At 74.4% G+C, this 22,139-nt stretch carries 20 protein-coding genes; 10 read left to right on the forward strand and 10 right to left on the reverse strand.

The features are described from left to right. Positions 1 to 269 precede the first annotated feature (269 nt). Entirely contained in the window at positions 270 to 1,502 is a 1,233-nt protein-coding gene (locus ARTHRO9V_RS15170; RefSeq protein WP_159828889.1) for a DUF2254 domain-containing protein, read from the reverse strand. Positions 1,503 to 1,576: 74 nt separating this feature from the next. Then, positions 1,577 to 2,179 (reverse strand): TetR/AcrR family transcriptional regulator, encoded by a 603-nt coding sequence (locus tag ARTHRO9V_RS15175; RefSeq protein ID WP_056046766.1) that lies wholly within the window; start codon positions 2,177 to 2,179, stop codon positions 1,577 to 1,579. Between the two features lie 62 nt (positions 2,180 to 2,241). On the opposite strand from ARTHRO9V_RS15175, the gene ARTHRO9V_RS15180 reads away from it, so the two are divergent. Then, the gene (locus tag ARTHRO9V_RS15180) at positions 2,242 to 2,892 is read left to right on the forward strand and encodes an NAD(P)-dependent oxidoreductase (protein ID WP_056046768.1); all 651 of its coding nucleotides are present in this window, start codon (positions 2,242 to 2,244) and stop codon (positions 2,890 to 2,892) included. A gap of 24 nt (positions 2,893 to 2,916) precedes the next feature. Here ARTHRO9V_RS15180 and ARTHRO9V_RS15185 read toward each other — a convergent pair whose 3' ends face one another. Next, complete coding sequence (locus tag ARTHRO9V_RS15185) at positions 2,917 to 3,513, reverse strand: TetR/AcrR family transcriptional regulator (RefSeq protein WP_159828891.1); 597 nt, start codon at positions 3,511 to 3,513, stop codon at positions 2,917 to 2,919. Between the two features lie 51 nt (positions 3,514 to 3,564). On the opposite strand from ARTHRO9V_RS15185, the gene ARTHRO9V_RS15190 reads away from it, so the two are divergent. The 4 genes from ARTHRO9V_RS15190 to ARTHRO9V_RS15205 all read left to right on the forward strand — a co-directional run bounded on the left by ARTHRO9V_RS15190 (position 3,565) and on the right by ARTHRO9V_RS15205 (position 8,000). Then, positions 3,565 to 4,035, forward strand: coding sequence for a GNAT family N-acetyltransferase (locus ARTHRO9V_RS15190; protein WP_056046772.1), 471 nt, complete (start codon positions 3,565 to 3,567; stop codon positions 4,033 to 4,035). 252 nt (positions 4,036 to 4,287) lie between these two features. After that, positions 4,288 to 5,298 (forward strand): helix-turn-helix domain-containing protein, encoded by a 1,011-nt coding sequence (locus ARTHRO9V_RS15195; RefSeq protein ID WP_159828893.1) that lies wholly within the window; start codon positions 4,288 to 4,290, stop codon positions 5,296 to 5,298. Between the two features lie 259 nt (positions 5,299 to 5,557). Then, positions 5,558 to 7,024 carry an MFS transporter gene (locus ARTHRO9V_RS15200; protein ID WP_159828925.1) on the forward strand — a complete coding sequence of 489 codons (1,467 nt, stop codon included), beginning with the start codon at positions 5,558 to 5,560 and terminating at the stop codon, positions 7,022 to 7,024. Beyond that, positions 7,017 to 8,000 (forward strand): alpha/beta hydrolase, encoded by a 984-nt coding sequence (locus ARTHRO9V_RS15205; protein ID WP_201298975.1) that lies wholly within the window; start codon positions 7,017 to 7,019, stop codon positions 7,998 to 8,000. Before ARTHRO9V_RS15200 ends, ARTHRO9V_RS15205 begins: the two co-directional genes overlap by 8 nt. Before the next feature lie 60 nt (positions 8,001 to 8,060). On the opposite strand, the gene ARTHRO9V_RS15210 is transcribed toward ARTHRO9V_RS15205, so the two are convergent. From ARTHRO9V_RS15210 to ARTHRO9V_RS15220, 3 genes are all read right to left on the reverse strand, one after another. Next, positions 8,061 to 11,519 (reverse strand): SdrD B-like domain-containing protein, encoded by a 3,459-nt coding sequence (locus tag ARTHRO9V_RS15210; protein ID WP_159828897.1) that lies wholly within the window; start codon positions 11,517 to 11,519, stop codon positions 8,061 to 8,063. 130 nt (positions 11,520 to 11,649) lie between these two features. After that, positions 11,650 to 13,041 carry an LCP family protein gene (locus tag ARTHRO9V_RS15215; RefSeq protein ID WP_159828899.1) on the reverse strand — a complete coding sequence of 464 codons (1,392 nt, stop codon included), beginning with the start codon at positions 13,039 to 13,041 and terminating at the stop codon, positions 11,650 to 11,652. A 113-nt stretch (positions 13,042 to 13,154) separates the two neighbouring features. Then, positions 13,155 to 13,484: a hypothetical protein gene (locus tag ARTHRO9V_RS15220; RefSeq protein ID WP_159828900.1), complete on the reverse strand. Its 330-nt coding sequence runs from the start codon at positions 13,482 to 13,484 to the stop codon at positions 13,155 to 13,157. 155 nt (positions 13,485 to 13,639) lie between these two features. Here ARTHRO9V_RS15220 and ARTHRO9V_RS15225 point away from each other — a divergent pair, with 155 nt between their 5' ends. Together ARTHRO9V_RS15225 and ARTHRO9V_RS15230 are read left to right on the forward strand one after the other, a co-directional pair. Next, the gene (locus tag ARTHRO9V_RS15225) at positions 13,640 to 13,924 is read left to right on the forward strand and encodes a hypothetical protein (RefSeq protein ID WP_043595140.1); all 285 of its coding nucleotides are present in this window, start codon (positions 13,640 to 13,642) and stop codon (positions 13,922 to 13,924) included. 41 nt (positions 13,925 to 13,965) lie between these two features. Then, a complete protein-coding gene (locus ARTHRO9V_RS15230; protein WP_159828904.1) occupies positions 13,966 to 14,625 on the forward strand; it encodes a GNAT family N-acetyltransferase in 660 nt (219 codons plus the stop codon). Positions 14,626 to 14,784: 159 nt separating this feature from the next. Here the strand turns inward: ARTHRO9V_RS15230 and ARTHRO9V_RS15235 are convergent, their stop codons facing one another. Genes ARTHRO9V_RS15235 through ARTHRO9V_RS15250 form a run of 4 tightly spaced genes read right to left on the reverse strand, consistent with a single transcriptional unit; the run spans position 14,785 to position 19,242 of the window. Continuing rightward, positions 14,785 to 15,621 (reverse strand): glycosyltransferase family 2 protein, encoded by an 837-nt coding sequence (locus ARTHRO9V_RS15235; RefSeq protein WP_159828907.1) that lies wholly within the window; start codon positions 15,619 to 15,621, stop codon positions 14,785 to 14,787. Then, positions 15,618 to 16,784, reverse strand: a complete 1,167-nt coding sequence (locus tag ARTHRO9V_RS15240) for a glycosyltransferase (protein WP_159828910.1) — start codon at positions 16,782 to 16,784, stop codon at positions 15,618 to 15,620. The genes ARTHRO9V_RS15235 and ARTHRO9V_RS15240 overlap by 4 nt, the downstream gene beginning before the upstream one ends. Then, positions 16,781 to 18,028 (reverse strand): glycosyltransferase, encoded by a 1,248-nt coding sequence (locus tag ARTHRO9V_RS15245; protein WP_159828913.1) that lies wholly within the window; start codon positions 18,026 to 18,028, stop codon positions 16,781 to 16,783. The genes ARTHRO9V_RS15240 and ARTHRO9V_RS15245 overlap by 4 nt, the downstream gene beginning before the upstream one ends. Next, entirely contained in the window at positions 18,025 to 19,242 is a 1,218-nt protein-coding gene (locus tag ARTHRO9V_RS15250) for a glycosyltransferase (RefSeq protein ID WP_159828916.1), read from the reverse strand. The genes ARTHRO9V_RS15245 and ARTHRO9V_RS15250 overlap by 4 nt, the downstream gene beginning before the upstream one ends. A 208-nt stretch (positions 19,243 to 19,450) precedes the next feature. Here ARTHRO9V_RS15250 and ARTHRO9V_RS15255 point away from each other — a divergent pair, with 208 nt between their 5' ends. The 3 genes from ARTHRO9V_RS15255 to ARTHRO9V_RS15265 all read left to right on the forward strand — a co-directional run. Then, the gene (locus ARTHRO9V_RS15255; protein ID WP_159828919.1) at positions 19,451 to 20,398 is read left to right on the forward strand and encodes a WcbI family polysaccharide biosynthesis putative acetyltransferase; all 948 of its coding nucleotides are present in this window, start codon (positions 19,451 to 19,453) and stop codon (positions 20,396 to 20,398) included. Beyond that, the gene (locus ARTHRO9V_RS15260) at positions 20,395 to 21,633 is read left to right on the forward strand and encodes a hypothetical protein (RefSeq protein ID WP_159828922.1); all 1,239 of its coding nucleotides are present in this window, start codon (positions 20,395 to 20,397) and stop codon (positions 21,631 to 21,633) included. Before ARTHRO9V_RS15255 ends, ARTHRO9V_RS15260 begins: the two co-directional genes overlap by 4 nt. Further along, a partial coding sequence (locus tag ARTHRO9V_RS15265) for a glycosyltransferase family A protein (protein ID WP_236557108.1) occupies positions 21,630 to 22,139 on the forward strand: 510 nt, incomplete at its 3' end. The genes ARTHRO9V_RS15260 and ARTHRO9V_RS15265, both read left to right, overlap by 4 nt.

Raw genomic sequence — 22,139 nt, forward strand, 5'->3', positions numbered from 1 at the left:
CCCCAGCACCCCGGCGCCCTGGCACCCCGCTCAACCCGCCCTGCGCGTCGCCTCGCGGTGCGGGCAATTCCTGCCGGGTGTCGCACCGAGCTGCGCGAGCCCCGGGACTCGGGGCCCGGCATTCGGCGCTGCGGCACCAGCCCGGAGTTGCCGACACGAGTGCGTGACGACCCGAGCGCACGGCACGGTCCCGACGCGACGTGCACGTCCGCACTGCCGAGCCCCGCCCCCCGGCACGCAGGCGCGTGCGGTCGTCGGCGGCGGGAGCCTCAGCCGGCGAGGGCGTCCCGGAGGGCGGTCCCGTGATCGACCAGTCGACCGGCGCGGGCCGACGGGGCCACCTCGTCGAGCCGCTCGACGAGGCGCAGCGCGGCCGCCAGCACGGCCGGTTGGTCGGGGGCGTAGGTGCGGACGGTGTGGAACAGCGAGTCGACGAGCGCCTCCACGGACGGCCACGTGACGAGGACGGCGGGTGCACCCCGGTCGTCCAGCAGCGCCGTGACGGGCTCGCCCCGACGCCACAGCGGGACGAGCACTCCGGCCGACATGTCGAGCGCGCTCACCGCGGTGTAGGGGTCGTTGCTCCCCGAGGCGAGACCTCGCACCGCGATCTCGACGAGTTGCTGCAGGGCGAACCCGACGTCCTGGTGAGGCGTCCGGGCGGGCCCCAGGGTGGTCGCCCGTCGCAGTTCACGGACCGTGTCGGACCCCGGGGAGGCGCTGGTCACCGCGAGCGGGTCCCCCACGATCACGTACCGGCCGGGCATCGCGACGACGTCGACGACGAGGCCTTCGCGCACGGCGACGCGTCGGAGCGCCTCCCACGCGACCGTCTGCACGTAGCCGTCGGCGTCGGCACGGACGACGGCCGCGTCGGCCGGGAGCGGACCGTCCGCCGAGGACCGGACCCGCGCCTCCTGGCTGACGTCGTCGGCGGGGCTCGTGGGGTAGACGACGTCGGTCACGGCCCGGAGGTCGTCGAGCACGCGCGCCTGCAACGAGGTGATCTGCACCGAACCGGCGATGTGGTGGATGAAGAAGACCAGCACCCCCACGTCGAACACGCTGAGCAGGACCGCGACGTGGACGGCGATCACCGGGACGAACGCGCTGGTGTCGTCGACCTCGGTGTGGACGGTGCGCATCACGACGATGCAGTAGAGGAAGGTCGAGGTGAAGGTCGCCAGCACGAACTGGTTGGCACGGTCGGCCATGAAGTTGCGGACGAGTCGCGGGCCGTAGGTCGACGACGTCGTGGCGAGCACCGAGATCGTGATCGAGAACGACGTCCCGGCCACGGTCAGCATCGACGTCCCGATGCCCGAGAGCAACGACCGTCCCCCGGAGGCGCTGAGGGCACCCAGCAGCGGCAGCCCCTCGGTCACCGTCGTCGGCAGGGACCTGTCGACCGTCACCAACACCTCGGCGAGGACGACGGCGACGAGCCCGAACACGGCGGGCAGGAACCAGAACGACTCCCGCACGCGGGTCAACGACAGCATGCCGCCGAGCGTAGACGGTGCCTCCCGCCGGGCACCGCCGGAGGGGAGGACGCCGCCACCGACGCCCCCGCCGATCAGCGGGTCGTGACCACGCGCCGTCCGAGGTCGGAGTCGAGCATCGTGTCCATGGCCGTGCCCACCAGGCGGTCCCCGAGGGGGCGCTCGATGCGGCCGGAGGCGACCAGCGAGGCGATCCCCTGCATCGTCGCCGCGAAGAGCATCTTGAAGTGGTCGCGCGACTCGTCACCGGACGCCTCGGACTCCGTCGGCCCCAGGGCTCCGTCGAGGACGGCGAAGAGGGTGCCCGCCGCCTCGTGCACGGCCTCGGGCTTCGTCGTCACCTTGGTCTGGAACATGAGCTCCATCAGCGCGGCATCGTCGACGGCGAAGTCGACGTAGGCCCGGGCGACGCGATGGAGGCGTTCCGTCCGACCTCCCCCGCCGTCGAGCGCGCGTCGGACCGCGGTGGTGAGCCGCTCGAACCCGGCTCCGGCGAGCGCGTCGAGCAGCGCCTGCCGATCGACGAAGTGGCTCCGGGGGGCACCGTGACTGACCCCGGCCCGACGGGCGAGGTCGCGGAGCGAGAGGCCGTCGACGCCGGACTCGCGCACGACCTCGATCGCCTCGTCCAGCAGCACGGCGCGCAGGTTCCCGTGGTGGAAGGGCCGCTGCGTCATGCCTCGATCCTAATCCCCGACTAGTCATTGACTAGATACTAGACACCGCCTAGATTGAGGCCATGACGACTCCACGCACCCTCCTCGTGCTCGGCGCCACGGGGCAGACCGGGCAGCACTTCACGCGACTGGCACTCGACGCCGGGCATCGACTCCGCGCTCTCGCGCGGACGCCCGGCAAGCTCGCGATCGAGCACGACGACCTCGAGGTCGTCCAGGGCTCCCTCGACGACGACCTCGACCTCGACGCCCTGCTCGGCGGCGTCGACGCCGTCGTGATGATGGTCGGGGACGCGGCCGCCCAACGCGAGCGGCAGGTGAACGCGACCTTCGTCCGAGCGCTGGTCCCCGCCATGCGCCGCAGCGGCACGCGGCGACTCCTGTACCAGGCCGGGGGCCTGAGCGCGGCACCGGGCAAGCCCCTCGCACCGGTGCTGCGGATCGTCCGCAGCACGATCGCCCGCGCGTACATCGGCCAGCACGAGGACAACGAGGCCGTCATGCGCTACCTCGACCAGGACGCCCGTGACGTCGAGTGGATGGTCCACCGGGCCGGCATCGGCTCCGACGGCCCGTCCAAGGGCGAACTGCACCGCTCCTCCTCGTTCATCAGCATCGGCACGTTCGCCGACTGCGCCGCCTACGACCTGCGGCTGCTCTTCGATGATTCGGCCGTCCACACCTGCGACGGCAGCCGCTACCGGCGGGGCTGATCGACCACCGGTGCGGCTGATCGACTACCGCGGGGCGCTGGTCCGCAGGGCGGCGGCGAGGACGACCTCGAGAGCCTGCACCTGGCGCGCCGCGGTCCAGCGGCCGGGGTCGCCGGTCGCCAGGCTCGAGACCCCCTCCACCGCCGCGACGAGGGCCGCCGCCCGGGTGCCCGCCTCGTCGTGGCCCCCGGGATCACCGACCCCGAGCAGTCGCGTCAGACGGTCGGCGAAGGCGCGGCTGGCGAGGGCGTGCCGCTCGGCCAGGACGGGATCGTCGAGCGCCGCGGCCAGGAAGCCGACCCACACGCGGGCCTCGGCGAGACGCTCGTCGTCGGTCGGCAGGGTGCCCAGGACGACGGCGCGTACGGCGGCCACCGCGTCGCCGGCATCGCCCTCGAGCGCGTCCGAGCGCTCGCGGGTGCGCTCGTGGAGCACGTCCCGGGCGTGGAGCAGCAGGGCCTGCTTGTCCCGGAAGGTGTGCAGGACGAGGCCCGTGGTGCAGCCCGCCCGTTCGGCGACCGCGCGGAGGGTGAGCCCCGTCGGCCCGCGCCCGGCGAGGGTCGTGAACACGGCGTCCGAGAGACGCCTCCGGGTGTCGTCCACGTCACGCGTCCTGCTCATCCCGTGATCGTAACGCATGTTACCGTAACGGTTGTCACGAAAGGACGACCCATGCGCTGGACGATCACCCGGACCCCCTTCGACCACCCCGACGCCGACGGCCTCCGCCGCGCACAGCGGGTCGAACTCGACGCCCGGTACGGCAGCGACGACCACGAGCCGGGCACGCCGCCGTCGGCGGCCGACGTCCCGGTGTTCCTCGTCGCCCGCGCGGACGACGGCCGGCCGATCGCCTGCGGTGGCCTGCGCCCTCTCGCCGACACGGTGGTCGGCCCGGCCACGGTCGAGGTCAAACGCATGTACGTCTCGCCCGAGGCGCGGGGATCGGGGGTCGCGACCGCCGTCCTCCGAGCCCTCGAGGACGCCGCACGCGACCTGGGCTCCCGCCGGATCGTGCTCGAGACGGGCATCCTCCAGCCGGACGCCATCCGCTTCTACGAACGCGAGGGCTACGAGAGCATCCCGCTCTTCGGCTCGTACGCCGGGTCGGCCGAGTCGGTCTGCTTCGCCCGCGACGTCTGAGCCGCGGCCGCGGCACCCCGTCGACCCGCAGGCGCCCTGCCGACCCGCAGGCGCCCTCCCGACCCGCGGCGGGGCATCCCTCTCGGGGCGGGGCACGTCTTCTGGGGTAGGGACAGCCGCCGGTAGATGCGGCATCGTGTCCGTCAGACCTCCCGTCGGCGATTCGTGACGAAACCTGCTCGACCCTCGTCCCCATTGCTGAGGCCACGTCCCACCAGCGTGCGACCCGGAGAGGAGGACCAGGAGATCACCGTGCCCAGCACCTACATGCCCGCGACCGGACCGGCGCCCGACGAACGCGCACCGGACGAGCGCGCACCGGACGAGTTCCGCCGGGACGCCTGGTCGAGCGACGACGTCGAGGAGGCGCGCGACAGTCTGCAGACGGTCCTCGCCGGACGCGACTTCCGCGCCCGCGTCGGCCCGGAGCCGTTCGCGTTCCGCTTCGCCTCCGCCGGCGACGCCCGTCTGGCCCTGCAGACCGGCACCTTCACCGGTCACCTGCAGGGCACGATCCCGTGGTCCCGGGACTACGTCGTGTCCTGGTTCCAGCAGGGGTCCGTGACCATCGACCACCCCACCGGGCAACTCACCAGCGTGGGCACCCGGCCGTTCCTGACCCCGACCGAGACGTCGTTCTCGTTCGTCATGACGCCCCACCGGCACGGCATCGTCCACATAGACGGCGCCTTCTTCGAGGAGGTCGCCACCGAACGCCACGGCGGGCCGGCGCAACGGATCGTCTTCGACTACGCCGCCGTGCCGAGCGACGTCGCCCTCGCCGCCTGGCAGCGCACCCTCGGCGCCGCCACCCCGACGATCGTCGACCCGCGGACCCCTCCCCTCGCCCGCCACAGCGCCCAGACGGCGATCGTCAGAACGCTGCTGGACGTGTTCCCGTGGCGAGCGGTCGACGTCCCCGACTCCCTGCGCACCGAGCGGACGAAACGCCTGCGACTCGCCGCCGAGTACGTCCACGCCTACGCCGATCAGGCGATCTCGTCGGCGGACATCGCCACGGCCGCCGGCATGCACACCCGGACCCTGCAGCAACTGATGAACGAGCACCTGGGCTCCAGTCCGTCGAAGTACCTGAGACACGTCCGCCTCGACCGGGTGCGCCAGGACCTCGTCGCGGGCGACCCGGGGACGACCCTCGTCTCGGAGGTCGCCGGCCGCTGGGGCTTCGGGAACATGGGCCGGTTCTCGGCCGCGTACCTGGCCCGCTTCGGCGAGCACCCGAAGGACACCCTGGCGCGCTGAGCGGTCGGAGGCGCGGGTTCCGTCATCGCCGGCGGTCCGTGTATCGTCTCCTTCGCTGAGGTAAAAGGCGTCGCGATCCGCGACGCACCCGCACGCGGCATCGGACGATCCGCCACTTCTTCCCTCGAAGGAGTGCGCCCTCGTGTCGCCCAGCCCCCACCTCATCCGCCGCGCCGGCCTCCGCACCGGCGACGCGCCTCCTCGCCTCTCGGACGCCTGGATCGCCCTCGCCGGGTTGTCCGCGGTGTTCCTGTTCGAGATGCTCGACAACTCGGTGCTGAACGTCGCGCTGCCGACGATCGGCCGCGAGCTGGACGCCTCGACGACGGGGCTGCAGTGGGTGTCCGCCGCCTACTCGGTCGCCTTCGGCGGGCTCATGCTGCTGTTCGGCGCCGTCGCCGACCGCGTCGGCCGCCGCCGCGTGATGATGACGGGACTCGTCCTGCTGGCCGCGGCGAGCCTCGCCACCGCGGCGGTCACGACGACCGGGGAACTCGTCGCCGTCCGCGTGCTCATGGGGGTCGCGGCCGCGATGACCACACCGGGGTCGATGGCGCTGGCGTTCCGCCTCTTCGACGACGAGGGCCTGCGCGTCCGCGCGCTGACCGTCATCTCGACCGCGGGGCTCGTCGGCCTCGCCGTCGGACCGACGGTCGGCGGCTTCGTGCTGGCCGTCGCCCCGTGGCAGGTGCTGCTGCTCGCCGACGCTCCCATCGCCGTGCTGGCCCTGGTCGGCATCGGGCTCGGTGTCGCCCGGGACGACCCCGCGGGGCTCCGACGCGACCCGGTCGACGTCGCCGGAGCGCTGCTCGGCTCGGCGACCGTGTCCACCGCACTCGTGACGCCGACCGTCCTCGTGGAGTCGGGTGGCACCTCCGGGTGGGGGTGGCTCGGCGTCGCCGTGACCGTCGTCGGCGCCGTCGGGTTCGTGGCCCGGGAGCGGTCCGCCCGGCACCCGGTGGTCGACCTCTCGCTGCTCGCCCGTCCGCTGGTGTCGAGCGGCCTCGCGTTCAAGGCGGCGTCGGGCCTCGCCGTCGCCGGGCTCTCGTACCTGGTGACGCTCCAGCTGCAGTTCGCCTGGGGCTGGCCACCGGCCCTGGCCGCCGTGGGGACGCTTCCGCAGGTCGTCGTGCTGCTCGCCGGCGGTCGCCTCGTCGGGCCGTTCGTCCGGCGGGTCGGTCTGGCCCGGGCGGCGGGGATCAGCGCGGCGTCGGTCGTCGCGGGCCTCGCGGTCTTCGGCGCCCTGGGTCGCCACGGGTACGTGTGGGTGCTCGTCGCGCTCGTGCTGGTCGCGGCGGGGATGCGCGTGGTCGGGGTCGTCGCGGGCGCCTCGGTGCTCACCGGCCTGCCCGCCGACCGCACCTCGGTCGGTGCCGCCCTGGTCGACACGTCGAGCGAGCTCGCGAGCGGTGCCGCCGTCACCGTGGCCGGGACGGTCGTCGCCGTGCTCGTCGGCGGCAGCATCACCACGACCACCTGGACGACCGCACGTCTGGCCACGTTCCAGGACGCCCTGACGGTCGCGGGCCTCGGGCTCGCCGTCGTCGCCGCCGCGCTCGTCGTGGTCGGGACGACCCGTGCCCGGACCGCCGACGGCAGGGCCGACCGCGGCCGCACCGACCCCGGCCGCGCCGACCCCGGCCGCACCGAACCCGCCCCCGGACCGCTCTCGACCCCGACCCGTTCCACCACCACCACCACCACCGAGGAGACCTCCCGTGCCTGACACCACCGCCCTGCCCCGTCCGCCGTTCGACCCCGAGTTCGCGCCCTTCCTGGAGGCGATGGACGCCCGCGGCCGCTTCCGCCTCGAGACCGGGATGCTGCCCCGGATGCGACAGCTCGAGACGACGGAGGCGCAGCTCGACGAAGGACTGCGCGCCCGCGGTCTCGAGAGGCGCAGCATCACCGTCCCCGGGCACCTCGGCGACCCGATCGACCTCGCGGTCGTCCAGCGGATCGGCCGCACCGGGCCGGCGGCCTGCGCCTACGCGATCCACGGGGGCGGCATGATGTTCGGCCACCACCTCGGCAACCTCGACTCGTACGACGACTGGCTGCTCGTGCACGACGTCGTCCTCGTCAGCCCCGACTACCGCCTCGCGCCCGAGCACCCCGACCCCTACCCGGTCGAGGACTGCTACGCCGGTCTCGTCTGGGTCGCCGAGCACGCCGACGAGCTCGGCGTCGACCCCGACCGCATGGTCGTCGTCGGCCAGAGCGCCGGGGGCGGGCTCGCCGCGGGCACCGCCCTCCTGGCCCGTGATCGACGAGGCCCGGCCCTTCTCGGGCAGGTGCTCGTCAGCCCCATGCTCGACGACCGCGACGCGACCGTCTCCGCCCGACAGTTCGACGGGGTGGGCGTCGCCGACCGGGAGATGACCCGGTTCGGCTGGGACGCCTACCTCGGCGACCGTCGCGGTGACGACGACGGCGTGTCGTTCTACGCCGCTCCCGGCCGCGCGACCGACCTCGCGGACCTGCCACCGGCCTACGTCGACTGCGGCAGCGCGGAGGTGTTCCGCGACGAAGCCGTCGCCTACGCGGGGGCGCTCTGGGCGGCCGGGGTGCAGGCCGAGCTCCACGTGTGGCCGGGGGCCTTCCACGGCTCCGCGAGCATGCTGCCGCAGGCGACCCTGTCGCGCCGAGCCGTCGCGGCCCTGCGGGACTGGACCGGGCGCCTCCTCGGCTCTGCCGCCTGATCGAGGCCGAGATGGAGCCCGGTCACGATCAGGGGGCGCCGCGGCGGCGACGGGACACGCTCAGGAGTCCCGCCGCCGCGCGGCGAGGGCGAGGAGCGCACCGAGACCGAGGAGGCCGAGCACCGCGATGCCGAGGACGGCCGGTTCGCTGCCCGTGAAGGCGAGCAGACGGTCACCCCGTGACGCTCCGGGCCCGGTCGACGGGTCCGAGGTCGTGCCCGCGGCACCGACGGCATCGACGGGTGCCCCCGGGTCGACCGGGGCACCCGGGTCGACCGGCACACCGGGATCGACCGGCTCCCCCGGGTCGACGGCCGGCAGGAGGCCCGCGTCGATGCCGAGGTCCCGGTCGACCCCGACGAGCTCGTCCCCCTCGAGGACGGTCGAGAGCGCCACCGTCGCGGTTCCGTCGAGCCCGGCGTCGGAGTCGACGCTGTCGTCCTCGCCCTGGTGGCGTGCGGTCCAGGCCCGGTCGGGCAGCGAGGAGAAGGCGACGGTGTACTCCCCCGGGCGGAGCCCGTCGACGACGTACGTGCCCGCGAGGTCGGTCCTGGTGCGCCGCTCGACCCGACGGCCCCGGTCGTCGGTGCCGGTGAGGGTCACCGGGAGGAACGGGATGCCGGCCTCGGCAGGCCCCTGGAGCCCGTCGGCGTCCGCGTCGTCCCACACGCGGTCGCCGACGGCTCCGGCGACGACGGTGATGGCGGCCCGGTTCGAGAACGCGGCGAGCGCGAGGTTCGTCGCGCGCAGGCCGAACCGGTTGGTGACGACGTCCCCGTCACGTGCCTCCGTCGTCGTCGCGGTCAGGTCGTGCGTGACGACCTCGCCGACGTCGACGGCCGTGGTCCGCTGGATGCGGACGGCGGTGACTTCCTCGAGCGCCACCTGGTCGCCGCCCGTCCCGATGCGGGACGCGTCGAACCAGGCGGTGTCGCCCCCGGGGGCGTTGCTCGGGTCGTCGCCGTCCAAGGAGATGCCGCCCGGGGCAGCGGTCGTGTAGCGGACGCGTTCACCGGCGTCGGGGTCGACCTCGACCGGGGCGGCGAGGTCGACCTGCCCACCGCTGGCCCCGACGGTGGGCAGGACGTCGATCAGGTCGACGGCCGCGATGGGGACGGAGTCGGTGTTGCGGTACTCGAGCGTCCAGACGAGGTCGTCGCCGACGACGACGGTGGGCTCCTCCGCGGTCTTCTGGACGCCGATGCCGCTCGAGGACTCGACGCGGACGCCTCGGAGTGCCGTGCGGAGCCCTTCGGGCGACAGGTCGTCGTCGGCGGCGACGTGGGCGGTGTTGTTCACGGACCCCGGCGGGGCCGTCCCGGACACGTCGAGCCGGTACGTGAGGGGCGCGATCGGACGGTTGGGGACGACGTCCTCGAGGGTCCAGACGATCGTCTCGTGGAGCTCACCGTCGATCGTCGTGGTCTCGACGCTCGTCGGTTCGAGGGAGCTCGAGCCACGCTGGTACGTCGTGTGCTCGGGCAGGACGTCGGTCACCGTGAGGGCCTGGGGGCGGCCCCCCTCCGTCGCGTTCGTCAGCGTCGGGTAGAGGGCGTAGTCCATGCTCGTGCCGGCGACGACGAACGCGGTCTTGTCGGGAGTGGTCTCGGCGGTGGTGCCGGGGTCGACGACCTTCTTCACGACCCGGGCCCTGACCTGGGTGACGATGACGCTGTCGGCCAGCGGCCCGACACCGTTGGCCGCGGGCGCCGTGTCGTGGACCCAGGCGCTCGTGCCGTCGAAGAACGAGCCGAAGTCGTGGACGCGGGTGTCGTTCGGGGCGGCCTGCACCTCGAAGTAGCTGAAGAGGTTGCCGGCCCGCCCACCGGCGACCGTCCCGACGGCGCGGATCTTCCCGATCGCGTCGACACCGCCGGGCACGTCGTCGGGGCTGTCGTACCACGGGCCGTCGGAGTCGTCGCACGTGGCGTCCCGACCGACGGTGGGGTCGGAGAAGGAGAACGCCGCGTACTCGATGCGGACGCCCTCGTTCCAGCCGTTGGTGGTGGCGTGCTCGCCGAACAGCGTCGTCAGCTGCTGGAAGCGGTTGTCGTAGACGTCGCAGGCGATCGCTCCGACGTAGTCCGAGACGCCCCTGTTCGCGAGGGAGACCTGGGAGCGGAGGCGCGTCCCGGGGGTGACGTAGGGGTCTCCGGACTTCGCGGAGCCGACGGCGGTGGAGCCGTCGGCCCGGGTCTGGCCGAGGTGCTTGAAGCCCCCTCCCGGGACGAAGAACGACAGGTTGCGGTCGACCGAGTTGTTCGCCAGCGGCTCGGTCGAGCCCGGGAAGTTGGACGCACCGCTGATGCCCGTGGTCTGCAGCGGGGTGAAGGTGTTGGTCGCGATGAGGGACTGGCCCGCGTCGAGGGCGGGAACCCAGATGCTGATGTACCCGCTGATCACGTAGGGCTTGACGCCCCCCTGGATCGGCTGGCCGGTGGCGCTCTGCGAGGGGATGCCCCTCGACGGCGTGATGTCGGTGTCGGTGCCCGTGATGGTCACCTCGACGGGCTGCCCCGGAGCGGACTGCGTGCACTCGAAGCGGCCGGAGTGCAGCACCGTCGTGGACCTCCCCCCGCTGCCGCCGGGGAGGACCGGGAAGGTGCGCCCGTCGTTGAGCCCGCAGGCGGCCCGCCCGTCGTGGCCGACGAGGACCGCGGGGGACGGCAGGTCGCCGAACATCCGGGAGACGTCGTCCTGGAAGGTGAAGGTGCCGCTCGAGCGTTCGTAGCCGAGGAGCCCCTGCCCGGGGACCACGGGCTCCCATGCGACGGTCACGGGGTACTGGAGGACCGTCCCCTCCGTTCCGTCGGGGCCGACGACACCGGGGTGGAAGGTGGAGTTCGCGACGGATTTCGCGAGGTCGAAGCGCGGTGCCGCGGAGACCGTCGTCGCCACGGATGTGACGGGCCCTGCCGGTTCGGCGACGCCGTCACCGGTCACGGTGCCCGTGATGGCGACCGTGCCGCCGCCGGCCCGGGAGTCGATGGTCAGGACGACCGGGGTCGCGAGGACCTGCCCCTCGCCGACGGTGCCGACGTTGCAGGTGAGTTCGGGGCCGACGATCGCGGAGCCGTCGACCTCGCAGGTGTTCGGCATCCCGGCCCACGTGGTGCCGTCGGGTGCGGTCACGGTGAACCGCTCGTTCGTCACCGAGCCGCCGTTGGCGCTGACGGTGACGCGGTAGGTGATGGCGTCGAAGGTGCGGACGATGCCGTTGGAGGCGCCGGCGTCGGCACCGGGGCCCTCGGCGGGCGTGAAGGGGCCGCTGCCGTCGGCGCGGCGTTCGATGTCGAGGTCGACGGTCGCGGTCGAGGCGGCGGCAGCCGCGGCCGACGTCGGAGCAGCCGGCTCCGCGGCGGTGGGCGTCGCCGCGGCCGGTGCCGCGGCAGCCGGTGTCGCCGCGGCCGGTGTCGCCGCGGCCGGTGTCGCCGCGGCCGGTGTCGCCGCGAAGGCCGCGGTGACCATGGCCAGGGCCACCGTCGCACCGACCCCTCGGATCGATGTGGTCGTCTTCATCGTGTGGCCCCTTCGCCGATCGTCGACACGCCACCCGGAAGGTGACATGTTCAAGTTCACATGTCGGTTGCCATGCTAGGGCGCGTCGAAGGCAGGGGGAACCCCCGGAAGAAGGTGACTCGACCCCTCGTCAGTCGCGCTTGGCGCAGGTGACCTGGTCGGCGGACTGGCCCGAGACGTTCCCGGGCAGGGCCGCCGAGGTCGGTGCGGGCGTCGGCGCCGGGGTCGCTCCGGCGCCCGGGACGACGTCGACCGCCCCGTCGGTCGCCTCGCCCGACGGCTCGCCCCCGGCACCCGTGGACGGAGACGCCGACACACCCGGCGCGGCCGGGGCGGCCGGGTCGAGCACCGCCGACCGTCCGAGGCTGTCCGCCGAGAGGGTCAGCGGCAGGTTGCGCTGCAGGGCGTCGTCCAGCACCGCGGCCGCCGACTCGTCGACCAGCACGCGGTTGCGGTCGGCGGGGTCGTCCACCGCCGGGTACTGCACGAAGACCATGTTCGACAGCCCGACCGTGTTCACGGCGAGGGCGAGCTTGGCGAGGGTCGACGCGTCGGCCAACGTGTCGCTCAGCGTCATGTTCGCGAACGCCACCCTCGCGATCGCCAACACCTTGGTCGGGTCGGTCAGCGTCCCCGCCGACACCGTCTGCCGGGCGAGCGCCGAGAGGAACGTCTGTTGGTTGCTGATCCGCCCGAGGTCGCTCGAGTCGCCGACCCCGTAGCGCGAGCGGAGGAAGGCTCCGGCCTCGGCCCCCGACAACGTCCGCGTGCCGGCCGGGAGGTCGAGTGCGGGCTGGACCTCGGTGTCGCGGATCGGCGTCGCCAGGCACACCTCGACGCCGCCGATGGCGTCGGCCATCGACACGACCCCCTCGAACGTGATCGATCCCGCGTAGTCGATCTGCAGTCCGGTCAGCTGTCCGATCGTCTGGGCCACGCACGACAGTCCGTTCTTCGGCCCGCCACGTCCCAGCGCGGTGTTCAGCATCGCGCCCGAGGTCGCCGGGCTGACCGTGCCGTCGTCGTTCGGGCAGGCCGGCATCGGCACGATGAGGTCGCGCGGGAAGCTCACGACCGCCATGTTCGTGTGGTCCTCGGAGATGTGCACGAGCACCGTGGAGTCGTTCTTGCCCGCCCCCGAGCTGGCCTGCTGGTTGGCGGCGTCGTCGAACCCGGTGCCCAGCCCCTCGCGGGTGTCGGTGCCGATCAGCAGCAGGTTCACCTCACCGGTCTGCGCCGTCAGCTGCGGCACCGGCGAGGCGGACGACCCGTCGGGTCCGGCGAGCTGCACCGTGGGCCTCGCGCCCTGCAGCACCTGCCACGTGGCGATGGCCGCGATCGAGGTCGTACTGACGAGGACCACGGCCAGCGTGGCCGCCGTCACCTTCGCCGCGAACGCCACGGGGTGCCCACGGCGGAGGCGACCGTGGCGGGCGATCCCGCCCTGCCGCACCGCGCCTCCTCGATCGGAGGGGTCGTCGTGGCCGTCGGGGGCCCGCTCGGTGCGTCCGTCGTCGGTCATGCGCGCCCCCTCGGCGAGAGAGGGCTCGGGAGACCCTCGTCGGGACGAAGCATAGGAGGCGCGGGCCGGGGAAACCCTGGAGGTCGCCCCGTCGGCGTCCCCGGCCGTCGCGGTCAGGCGGTCTCGCCGAGCGTGGCCGGCGCGACGGCGGGGAGGACGCCCTCGGTCCAGTCGACCCGCAGGGAGCCGGACCCCGACCAGCCACGCAACTCGGCGCCGACCGTGTCGCGGAACGTGGCCGCCTCGTCCTGGTCGCCCACGACGACGTCGAGCCGCAGCCGCGCCAACTGCTCGGTGACGCGGACCGGCAGGCCCCAGGCCTGCAGCACGAGCACCTCGGACGCGGCGCTCAACGCCGGGAAGTGCCGCCGGAGCTTCTGCTCGACGACGTGCAGCACGGCCACCTCGTCGGTGGGGCGGATCACTCCGGTCAGCGAGATCATGCCTGATGGTCCGCCCGGGAGGTTACGGCAGTGTGGCCGCCCGCTGTGAAAGCACCCGGGCCTCGCTTCCTCCCCCGCGGCGGCTTGTCCCCCGACCGGTCCCCCGCGGCCACGACCGTGTTGGCAGATCGGCCCCGGGTGGGCATGATCGTCACATGGCGAAAAAGCTCAAGACGGCCCACCGCGACCTCGTCGAGGCGCTCGACCACCACCGCAAGGTCATGCAAGAGAAACCGCTGTCGAGCAAGCGCGCCGGTCGGGCGACCGCCAAGCTGCGACTCGCCGTCTCGGCCTACTCGGCGGTCGTCGCCGACAAGACGGGCCAGCCCGACCCGTTCGTCGACTACGACGCCCTCGACCCGGCCACCGTCGCGTCGCTCGCCGCCGAACGCGACGCCATCGCCCACAAGAAATCGTCCGACCAGGGCACGCTCGACTGACCCGGCCGCGCCGCGCCTCCTCGGCTCACTAGGCTCGGGCGATGGACCTCGTCGACGTCTGGCCCCTGTTCCGGTTGTGCCTGCGCACCCCGCGTCTCGAACTCCGGGTGCTGCGGGACGACGATCTGCCTGGCCTCGTCGAGGCGGCAAGGGCCGGCATCCACGACCCCGCCCGCATGCCGTTCGCGGAGCCGTGGACCGACCTGCCCGACGACGAACTCACGGCGGGACTGGCCCGGCACCAATGGCGCCAACGCGCCGCACTCACCCCTGAGTCCTGGTCCCTCAACCTGGTCGCCCGTCGTGACGGGGTCCCGATCGGGATGCAAGACCTGGTCGCCCGCCGGTTCACAACCCTCCGTACCGTCGAGACGGGCTCATGGCTGACCGCTTCGGCCCACGGTCAGGGCCTCGGCACCGAGATGCGCGCCGCGGCGCTGACCTTCGCTTTCGACCACCTCCGCGCCGAGGTCGCGACGTCGAGCGCCGCCGAGTGGAACGCCGCGTCGCTCGGCGTCTCCCGGCGACTCGGATACGTCGACAACGGTGTGTCGCGGGTCGCACCGAGAGGCCAAGCCGAAATCGACCAGCACCTGCTGCTCGAACGCGACTCGTTCGTGCGTCCGTCGTGGACAACGCACGTCGACGGGGCGCCGGAGGCGCGACGGGCGCTGGGCCTCGACGAGACGGCCCTGCGCTGAGAGTCGTTTGCGCCACCGCGGGGTGGTGTCGCACCGCCGACTGGACGTCGCACCGCCCACTTCGACGGTGCGATGCTCAGTCGGCGGTGCGATCCCGGCCCGTCGACTCGGGGCGGGCGACTCGGCCCGGCGACTCGGGGCGGGTCGGCCCGGGGCGGGTCAGCTCGGGACGGCCGCGCCCTCGACGAGGGTCCAGCCGCCGTCGGCCGCCCGGCGCACCGCGCCGGCCCGCTCGAACGCGTCGAGCCAGCCACCCATCGGCCACTCGCCCCACCGCTCGGCGAAGAGGCCGCCGTTGCGCACGACGTCGGACAGGTGGCGCCACGGCGGTGACGACGTCGGGTGGTACTGGTGGTACGCGTGGGCGCCGCCGACCCAGACGAGCGGGACGTCGAGCGAGCGCGCGATGAAGGCGAAGTCGGTGTCCTCGCCGCCGTAGCCCTCGTATCGCTCGTCGAAGCCGCCGAGCCGCGCCCAGGCGTCCGGCGTCACCGCGAACGACAGCGACCAGAACAGCGGATAGTCCGCGGCGCCCGCGACGAGCGTCGTCCCCGCAGGAGGCGCGGGTCGCGCCGCGTGCGGAGCGGTCGCCCCCTCGAGCCCCTCGCCGGTGCCGAGCACGAACCCCTCGGGCAGGTAGGTGACGGGTCCGCTCAGGAGAGCCCCCGGGTGGCCGAGCGCCGCCTGCTCGTAGTGGCGGAAGAGGTCGGGGCCGGGTACGCAGTCCGCGTCGAGGAACACGATGAGCGTGGCACCGTGACGGACGGCCGCGTCGGCTCCGCGGTTGCGTCCGGCGGCGAGGCGCAGGCCGTCGGGACCCGGCGGGACGTGCAGGGTCGTGACCCCGGCCAGGGCGGGCACGTCGGGGGCGGGGGTCTCGTCGAGCCAGACGACCACGTGGCCGGTGTCGGGTGCCGCCTGCCGGACGAACCGCAGCTGGTTGGCGACGTGCTTCATCCGGGTGGCGGACGCGAGGGTCACCACCACGACGGTCACGAGGCGACCCCCGCGAGGTCGGTGCCGACGGCGAGGTCGGAACCGACGGCGGGCTCGGCGCCGACGGCGGGCTCGGCGCGCGCGGGGCCGACGCCGTGCGCGCCCCGACCGGCCACCTCGGCGACCACCGCGGCGGCGCGGGCGGCAGCCCCCTCGACCTGCCACGCCGACCAGTCGGGCCGCAGCCCCCGGGCGCGCTCGACCACCGACGGCCACTCGTCGTCGGCGGGCCAGGACGGCGCCACGACGGCGAGGCCGGCCCGATCGAGCGCCCGGGCGGTCGTGAGCTGTTCGTCGAAGGGTCGGGTCTGCGGCACGACCACGGCACGTGCGCCGAGGGCGGCGAGGTCGGCGACGGTGTTCTGGCCGGCCCAGGTCACGATCACCTCGGCCGAGGTCATGGCCTCCCACGGATCGTCGACCCACGTGTCGAGCCCGAGGGCCGACCAGGTCGTGCCGGGCGTGGCCCGAGCCGCGCGGGCGACCGCGGCCGAGAGGTCCCCGTGGTCGCTGCCGCCGGCACCGCCCACGAAGAGGACGCTGCCGGGGACGACGGCCGACCCGCGGTCCGAGGCCCCGCGCCCGTCCTGCCGCGAGATCCCGCCGACCCAGCGCACCTTCTCGGCGACCCGGTCGAGCGCCGACGAGTCGTGCGTCCCGGCAGGCCAGGGAGCGATCACGCGCGACGCGGCGTCGTACGCGAGTCGATGGGGTTCGTCGGTGCGGTCGCCGGGTTGCGAGACCACGACGACCTCGACGCCCAGCAGCCGCACGAAGAGCGTCACCTCGACCGAGACGTCGACGACCATCGCGTCGAAGGGGCGCCCGCCGGCCGCGGCCCCGGCGATCTCCCCGGCGATGCGGCCCAGGCGGGATGCGTGCCCGGGGTGCCCCACCGGGGCCCAGTGCAGCAGGCCGCCCACGGTCGGCGAGGCGTCGGCGGGGTGACGGACCACGCCGTCCGGGCCCGTGGTCGGGGCGTCGTCGCGCTCGAGTTCGACCCAGGTGGTGTCGTCCGGCAGGTCGACAGGGGCGCTCAGCGAGCTGAAGACGACGACGTCGGCGTCGAGGTGCGGCCGGACGGCCGAGAAGCGGGTGCGGTGCCCGGCACCGTGGTGGTGCACGTACCAGCCGACGAGGGGGCGGGCGACCGTCGAGGTCACGCCCTCACGACCCGTCGGCCCGTGCCGGCCGGGCGCACGGCCGACAGGCCGCCGGCGAGGGACGAGGAGGCACGGTGCCGGCCACCCACGCCGGTCGCCTCCGTCGCGGCGACGGCGGACGTGCCCGGCACGCGCTCGTCCGAGGCCACGACGTCGGCGTACAGCCGCTCGAGGACGGCGGCCCGGGCTCGCAGCGAGAACCGGTCGACGGCGTCCTGCCGCACGGTGCGGCGGGCGTCGACGTCCGTCCCGACCCGGCGCAGCAGGTCGTCGGCTGCGCGCGCCATGCCGTCGAGGTCTCCGGCGGCGACGAGGGCGGCCCCGACCGAACCCGCCACGACCTCGGGGACTCCCCCGACGGCGAACGAGACGACCGCCGTGCCGGTGACCAGCGCCTCCGCGATGACGAGTCCGAAGGGCTCCTCCCACACGGGCGTGACGAGGGCGCAGCCACTGTGCCCGACGAGGGCCGCGAGCTCGGGCTGGCGCAGTTCGCCGACGTAGTGGGCGGTGGCTCCGAGGTGCGGGGCGACCTCGGTCTCGAAGTAGTCGACGTCGCCGATGCGACCGGCGATCACGAGGCGGCGCCCGGCGCGACGGGCGACCTCGAGGGCGAGGTGCAGCCCCTTCTCGGGGACGATGCGTCCCGACCAGACGAGGTCGTCGCCCCCGGGTCCGAAGCCCCAGCGCTCGGTGTCGACGCCGTTCGGCAGGACGCTCGCCTCGACGCCCTCCCTCGCCCAGGCGGCGGCGGTGTGGCCGCTGACGGCGACGAAGCGGCTGCGCGGCCCGGTGGACGAGCGGTGCGCGGCGAGCATGGCGGGCAGGGTCGGCGTGTGCAGCGTGCTGACCATCGGCACGCCAATGCGGTCGGCCCGGGCGAGCGGGGCGCCGTGCAGGCTGTGGTTGTCGACGAGGTCGTAGTCGTCGGCGTGGTCGGCGACGAACTGCAGGGCGCGTTCGAGCGCCGGCAGCGCGCGCTCGAGGTAGCCGTCGGGGTAGGTCGTGTCGGTCGCCTCGGCCGGGTCGTCGAAGACCACGGCGGGCAGGACGAACTCGGGCGGGCTCTGGTCGAGGTGGTCGGACCCCTCGGTGGCGATCAGCGAGACGCGGTGACCGCGCTCGCGCAGGGTGCGCACCTGGTGGTGGACCGACGACTCGAGTCCGCCGGCGAACGGCTCGCGGATCGGGTAGCGCAGGGGCGCCACGACGACGATGCGCAGGGGCCGGGAGGCGCGGGTCACGCCGTCACCGCCGCGACCGTCGCGAGGGCGCGCTCGTACACCGCGAGGTGGGCGGCCGCCACGTCGTGGCGTTGTCGTCGTCGCACGGACCGACGCTGCCGCTGCAGGGCGGCGCGGTGCGGGGTGCCGCGGCGCGAGGCCGGCACCCGGGCCGGGGCGTCGTGTGCGTCGGCGGTCTCGTCGACGGCGTGCGGGCTGACCAGGGCGATGACGGCCGCGGCCAGCGACGCGGGGTCGTCGAGGTCGAAGGAGGCGGTGGTCCCACGGTCGGGGTGCTGCGCCGCGGCGTGGCCGACGCGGGGCGCGGCGACCGGGACGGCGAGGTCCCAGCACAGCTCGACCCAGCCCGAGTGCGTGCCGTGGCGGTACGGCAGCACCGAGACGTCCAGGTCGGCGAGCGACCGCTCGAGCCGGGCGTCGGTCAGGCGCGGGTGCTCGGCGAGGGTCGCCGACGGTCCGGCGGCCCGGACGAGCTCGCGGATGCGCTCGGCCTGCTCGGGGTCGCGCACGCGCTCGTTCAGGTCGACCCGCGCCTCCACGGCGGCACCGGTGGCGCGCAGGGCGTCGACCGCCGCGAGCAGGGTGCGGACGGTCTCGACGCCCGCGACGTTGGGGCGCAGGTCGCGGAGGTGGACCCCGACGACGACCGTGTCACCAGGTGTGCCGACCGGCAGCTCGACCTCGGGGTCGACGATGGCCGGATGCGCGATGACGGTCGGGCGACGACCCCACCGGGCCTCGACCTCGTCGGCGGCCGCGTCGGTGAGGGTGATCAACTCGTCGGCGGCCGGGATCAGCACGTCGAGGTGCTCGACGTGGGGCGCCTGGTCGACGAGCTGCGGGTTCGTCAGGTCGTGCACCGTGTACACGAGCGGCTTGCGCAGGTCGCGCAGGGCCTCGACGACGGCGACGAGGTGGTCGGTCGGGTACGACTCGGTGCCGAAGTGCACGTGCAGCAGGTCGATCTCGTCGGCGTGGGCGCGGAGCCAGTCGGCGTCCAGCATCACCGGGGGCCACCAGCGGTCCGGCTCGGCGGGGTCGGGCAGCGGGTCGGCGAGGTGGAGGACGCGGCCGGAGGCGTCGTCGGGGTCGAGCAACGAGCGGACGTACGGGTGGCCGGCCGGGACGGAGGCCACGCGGAGGGGCGCGACGACGTCGGTCTCGTCGGACGCGGCGGCCGTGGTCGACGGCGACGTCGGGGCGTGATGGGTCAACGGGGCCTCCTCGGCGTGATCAGGTCGCTCGCCGTGGCGGACCGGCGCGAGGCCTGTCTCGCGGGACGACGAGCACCCGCGACGATGCGGGTGAGGTGTGCCGGGGCTGGCGGCGGGAAAGGATGACGCGACCGGGGAAGTCGCTGTTGACTCAACATAGGCCCGCGCGACCCCCTTTGTCCGTTCCGAGCGCGGGCCGGAGGGAAGCATGTCCGAACAGCGAACCGAACCCGACGGCCGCACCCGTCACTACGGCGACTTCTACGGTCTGAGCGAGCCGGAGGGCGACGGGGCGATCGCCCTCGTGGTGGGCAACTGCCAGGCCGAGTCGCTGCGGATCTTCCTCGACGGCGGGGGCCTCACGACCGTCCGGATGCCGCCCGTGCACGAGCTCACGGCCGCCGACCTGCCGCAGCTCGGCCGGTGGCTCGGCCGGGCCGGGCTGCTGGTCTCGCAACCGGTGCGCGACGACTACCACGACCTCCCGCTCGGCACGGCGCAGCTGGCCGCGATGCTGCCCCGGGAGGCGCGGGTCGTCCGGGTGCCCGTCGTCCGGTTCGCGGGCCTCTACCCCGCGCACGTCATCGTGCGCCCGCCGAGCGACGTCTCGCTCGTGCCGCCCGTGGTCGAGTACCACGACGTCCGGCTGATCGCCGAGGCCGCCGGGCGGCCCCTCCCGGGAGGCGCCCTGACGCCCGCCGTCGTCCGGTCGGTCGCCGAGCAGTCGCTGGCCGAGCTGCGGAAGCGCGAGGTCGCCCACGACAGCGTCGTCGCGTCGGACCTGTTCGAGGTCGGCGCGGGCGACGACGGGGCCGGCACGCCGCGCTTCGACCAGATGCGCACCCTGAACCACCCCGGCAACCCGGTCTGGACGGCCCTCGCCTCGCGCGTCCGCGAGCGCCTCGGCCTGCCCGAGCACGTCGTCGACCCGGGCCGACCCGTGCTGGCGAGCGTGCACGCCCCGCGCGAGCAGGCGGTGATCGACGCCTGGGGCCTCGACGACGAGGCGACCGACCACTGGGTCGTCGGCGGTGAGCGCGTCGACGCCGACGAGGTCCGTCGGGCACACCTCGCCTGGTACGCCGAGCACCCGGACGCGGTCGAGGCCGCCCTGGCCCGGCACGCCGACGCGTTCGCGTTGTGGGGTGCGGCGTGAGCGGCGGGGCGGTCGATCCCTCGACCCGCGAGGCGACCGCGCGCGACTCGGCCCGGTCGACCGCGCGGGACGGTGCGGCGGCCACGATCGACCTCGTCGAGCTGCCCGTGGTGGTCACGCACCACGATCCGCAGCACGGCGTCGCGACCTACGCGGCCCAGATCGCCGCGACGGTCGAGGCCCGCACCGGTCGGCACCTCGCCCTGGACGTCGCCGACCTGCTCGACGTGCCGGACGTCGACGGGGGCGTCGATGCGGGCCCGGACGACGCCGTCGACGTCGGCGTCCCGCGGGCCCACCTGCAGTTCACCGACCGGCTCTGGGGCCCTTCGCCGTCCGCCGCGGCCGACGTCGTCGAGCACCTGGCCGACACGACGGCGCTCACGGTCACCCTGCACGACCTGCCGCAGCCGTCGGACGGCGAGCGCAACCTGAGGAGGCGCGGTGAGGCCTACGGTCGCGTGGTGGCCGCCGCGCGAGGCGTCGTGGTCAACAGCGACCACGAGCGCTCCCTCCTGCGCGAGTGGGTCGGCTTCGACGGCCCGGTCGAGGTGATCCCCTTGCCGGTCGACCGGCACCCCCTGCCGCCGGAGCGGACCGGGCCGGACGGGCTCCCCGAGCCCGCCGGGCCGGCCGGGCTCCCCGAGCCGGACGGCGACGTCGCGGTCATCGGCTTCTTCTACCCGGGCAAGGGGCACACCGAGGTCGTGGCGGCCGTGGCCGGACTCACGGCCGCGCGGCACGACGCCGCCGGCGACCGGGACGGCAGCGGGGCGACGCGACCGGACGCGCGGGCGACCGGCGTCGTGGCGCTCGGCCGCGCCTCCTCGGGGCACGAGGCCGAGCTGCAGCAGCTGGTCGACGAGGCGGCGGCGCTCGGCGTGCCGTTCGGCGCGACGGGCTACCTCGACGACGCGACGCTGCTCGACCGCGCCCGGCGCGCGTCGGTGCCCGTGGCGGCGCACCAGCACGTGTCGGCCTCCGGATCGATCGCGACCTGGATCGCGGCCGGGCGACGACCGCTCGTGCCCGACACGAGGTACTCGCGCGAGATGGCCGCCCTCCGGCCGGGCACGCTCACGCTCTACCCCGACGGCGGTCTGGCGGCGGCGATCGCGACCGCACTGGCCGACCCGGCGTCGACCTGGCTCGACGACGACGCCCGGACCCTGCCCGGCCTCGACGAGGTGGCCGACGCCTACGCGGCGTGGTGGGCCGAGGGGGTGCGCTGGTGAGCCGCGACGCCGGGTCGCCGGTGTCCGACGCGACCGACACCGCGCCTCCTGCGGGCGGACGGTTCGTCGTCGGCAACGCGTGGGACGCCCTCGACGGGGTGTGGCCCGACCTGCCGCCGCTCGTGTCGGTGGTCGTCGTGCACTACCGGCAGCAGGCCGAGCTCGACCGGACGCTGGCGGCGCTCGCGCGTCAGAGCTACCCGGCCGAACGGCTCGAGGTGATCGTCGTCGACGACGGATCGCCGACGCCACCCACCGTGCCCGAGGGGGTGCGGCTGATCGTGCAGGAGGACCTCGGGTTCCGGCTCTCGGCCGCCCGCAACGTCGGCGTCGCCGCGTCGTCGGGGTCGGTGCTGTGCTTCGTCGACGCCGACACGTCACCCGAGCCGGACTACGTGCTGCGGCTGACCCGGCTGCCGGCGCTCGCCCCCGAGGCGGTGACGGTCGGCCAGCGGAAGCACGCGGACTTCGCCGGGGTGCTGGGTGGTGACGGCGGGGTCGGTGAC

Source organism: Frigoribacterium sp. 9N (assembly GCF_902506305.1).
Taxonomy (GTDB): Bacteria; Actinomycetota; Actinomycetes; order Actinomycetales; family Microbacteriaceae; genus Frigoribacterium.

Bases quoted from the DNA above. Each gene is read 5' to 3' on its own strand.
- ARTHRO9V_RS15255 (WP_159828919.1), top strand. From the start codon at position 19,451: ATGTCCGAACAGCGAACCGAACCCGACGGCCGCACCCGTCACTACGGC.
- ARTHRO9V_RS15190 (WP_056046772.1), top strand. From the start codon at position 3,565: ATGCGCTGGACGATCACCCGGACCCCCTTCGACCACCCCGACGCCGAC.
- ARTHRO9V_RS15170 (WP_159828889.1), bottom strand. From the start codon at position 1,502: ATGCTGTCGTTGACCCGCGTGCGGGAGTCGTTCTGGTTCCTGCCCGCC.
- ARTHRO9V_RS15180 (WP_056046768.1), top strand. From the start codon at position 2,242: ATGACGACTCCACGCACCCTCCTCGTGCTCGGCGCCACGGGGCAGACC.
- ARTHRO9V_RS15225 (WP_043595140.1), top strand. From the start codon at position 13,640: ATGGCGAAAAAGCTCAAGACGGCCCACCGCGACCTCGTCGAGGCGCTC.
- ARTHRO9V_RS15200 (WP_159828925.1), top strand. From the start codon at position 5,558: ATGCTCGACAACTCGGTGCTGAACGTCGCGCTGCCGACGATCGGCCGC.
- ARTHRO9V_RS15185 (WP_159828891.1), bottom strand. From the start codon at position 3,513: ATGAGCAGGACGCGTGACGTGGACGACACCCGGAGGCGTCTCTCGGAC.
- ARTHRO9V_RS15215 (WP_159828899.1), bottom strand. From the start codon at position 13,041: ATGACCGACGACGGACGCACCGAGCGGGCCCCCGACGGCCACGACGAC.
- ARTHRO9V_RS15230 (WP_159828904.1), top strand. From the start codon at position 13,966: ATGGACCTCGTCGACGTCTGGCCCCTGTTCCGGTTGTGCCTGCGCACC.
- ARTHRO9V_RS15175 (WP_056046766.1), bottom strand. From the start codon at position 2,179: ATGACGCAGCGGCCCTTCCACCACGGGAACCTGCGCGCCGTGCTGCTG.
- ARTHRO9V_RS15220 (WP_159828900.1), bottom strand. From the start codon at position 13,484: ATGATCTCGCTGACCGGAGTGATCCGCCCCACCGACGAGGTGGCCGTG.
- ARTHRO9V_RS15210 (WP_159828897.1), bottom strand. From the start codon at position 11,519: ATGAAGACGACCACATCGATCCGAGGGGTCGGTGCGACGGTGGCCCTG.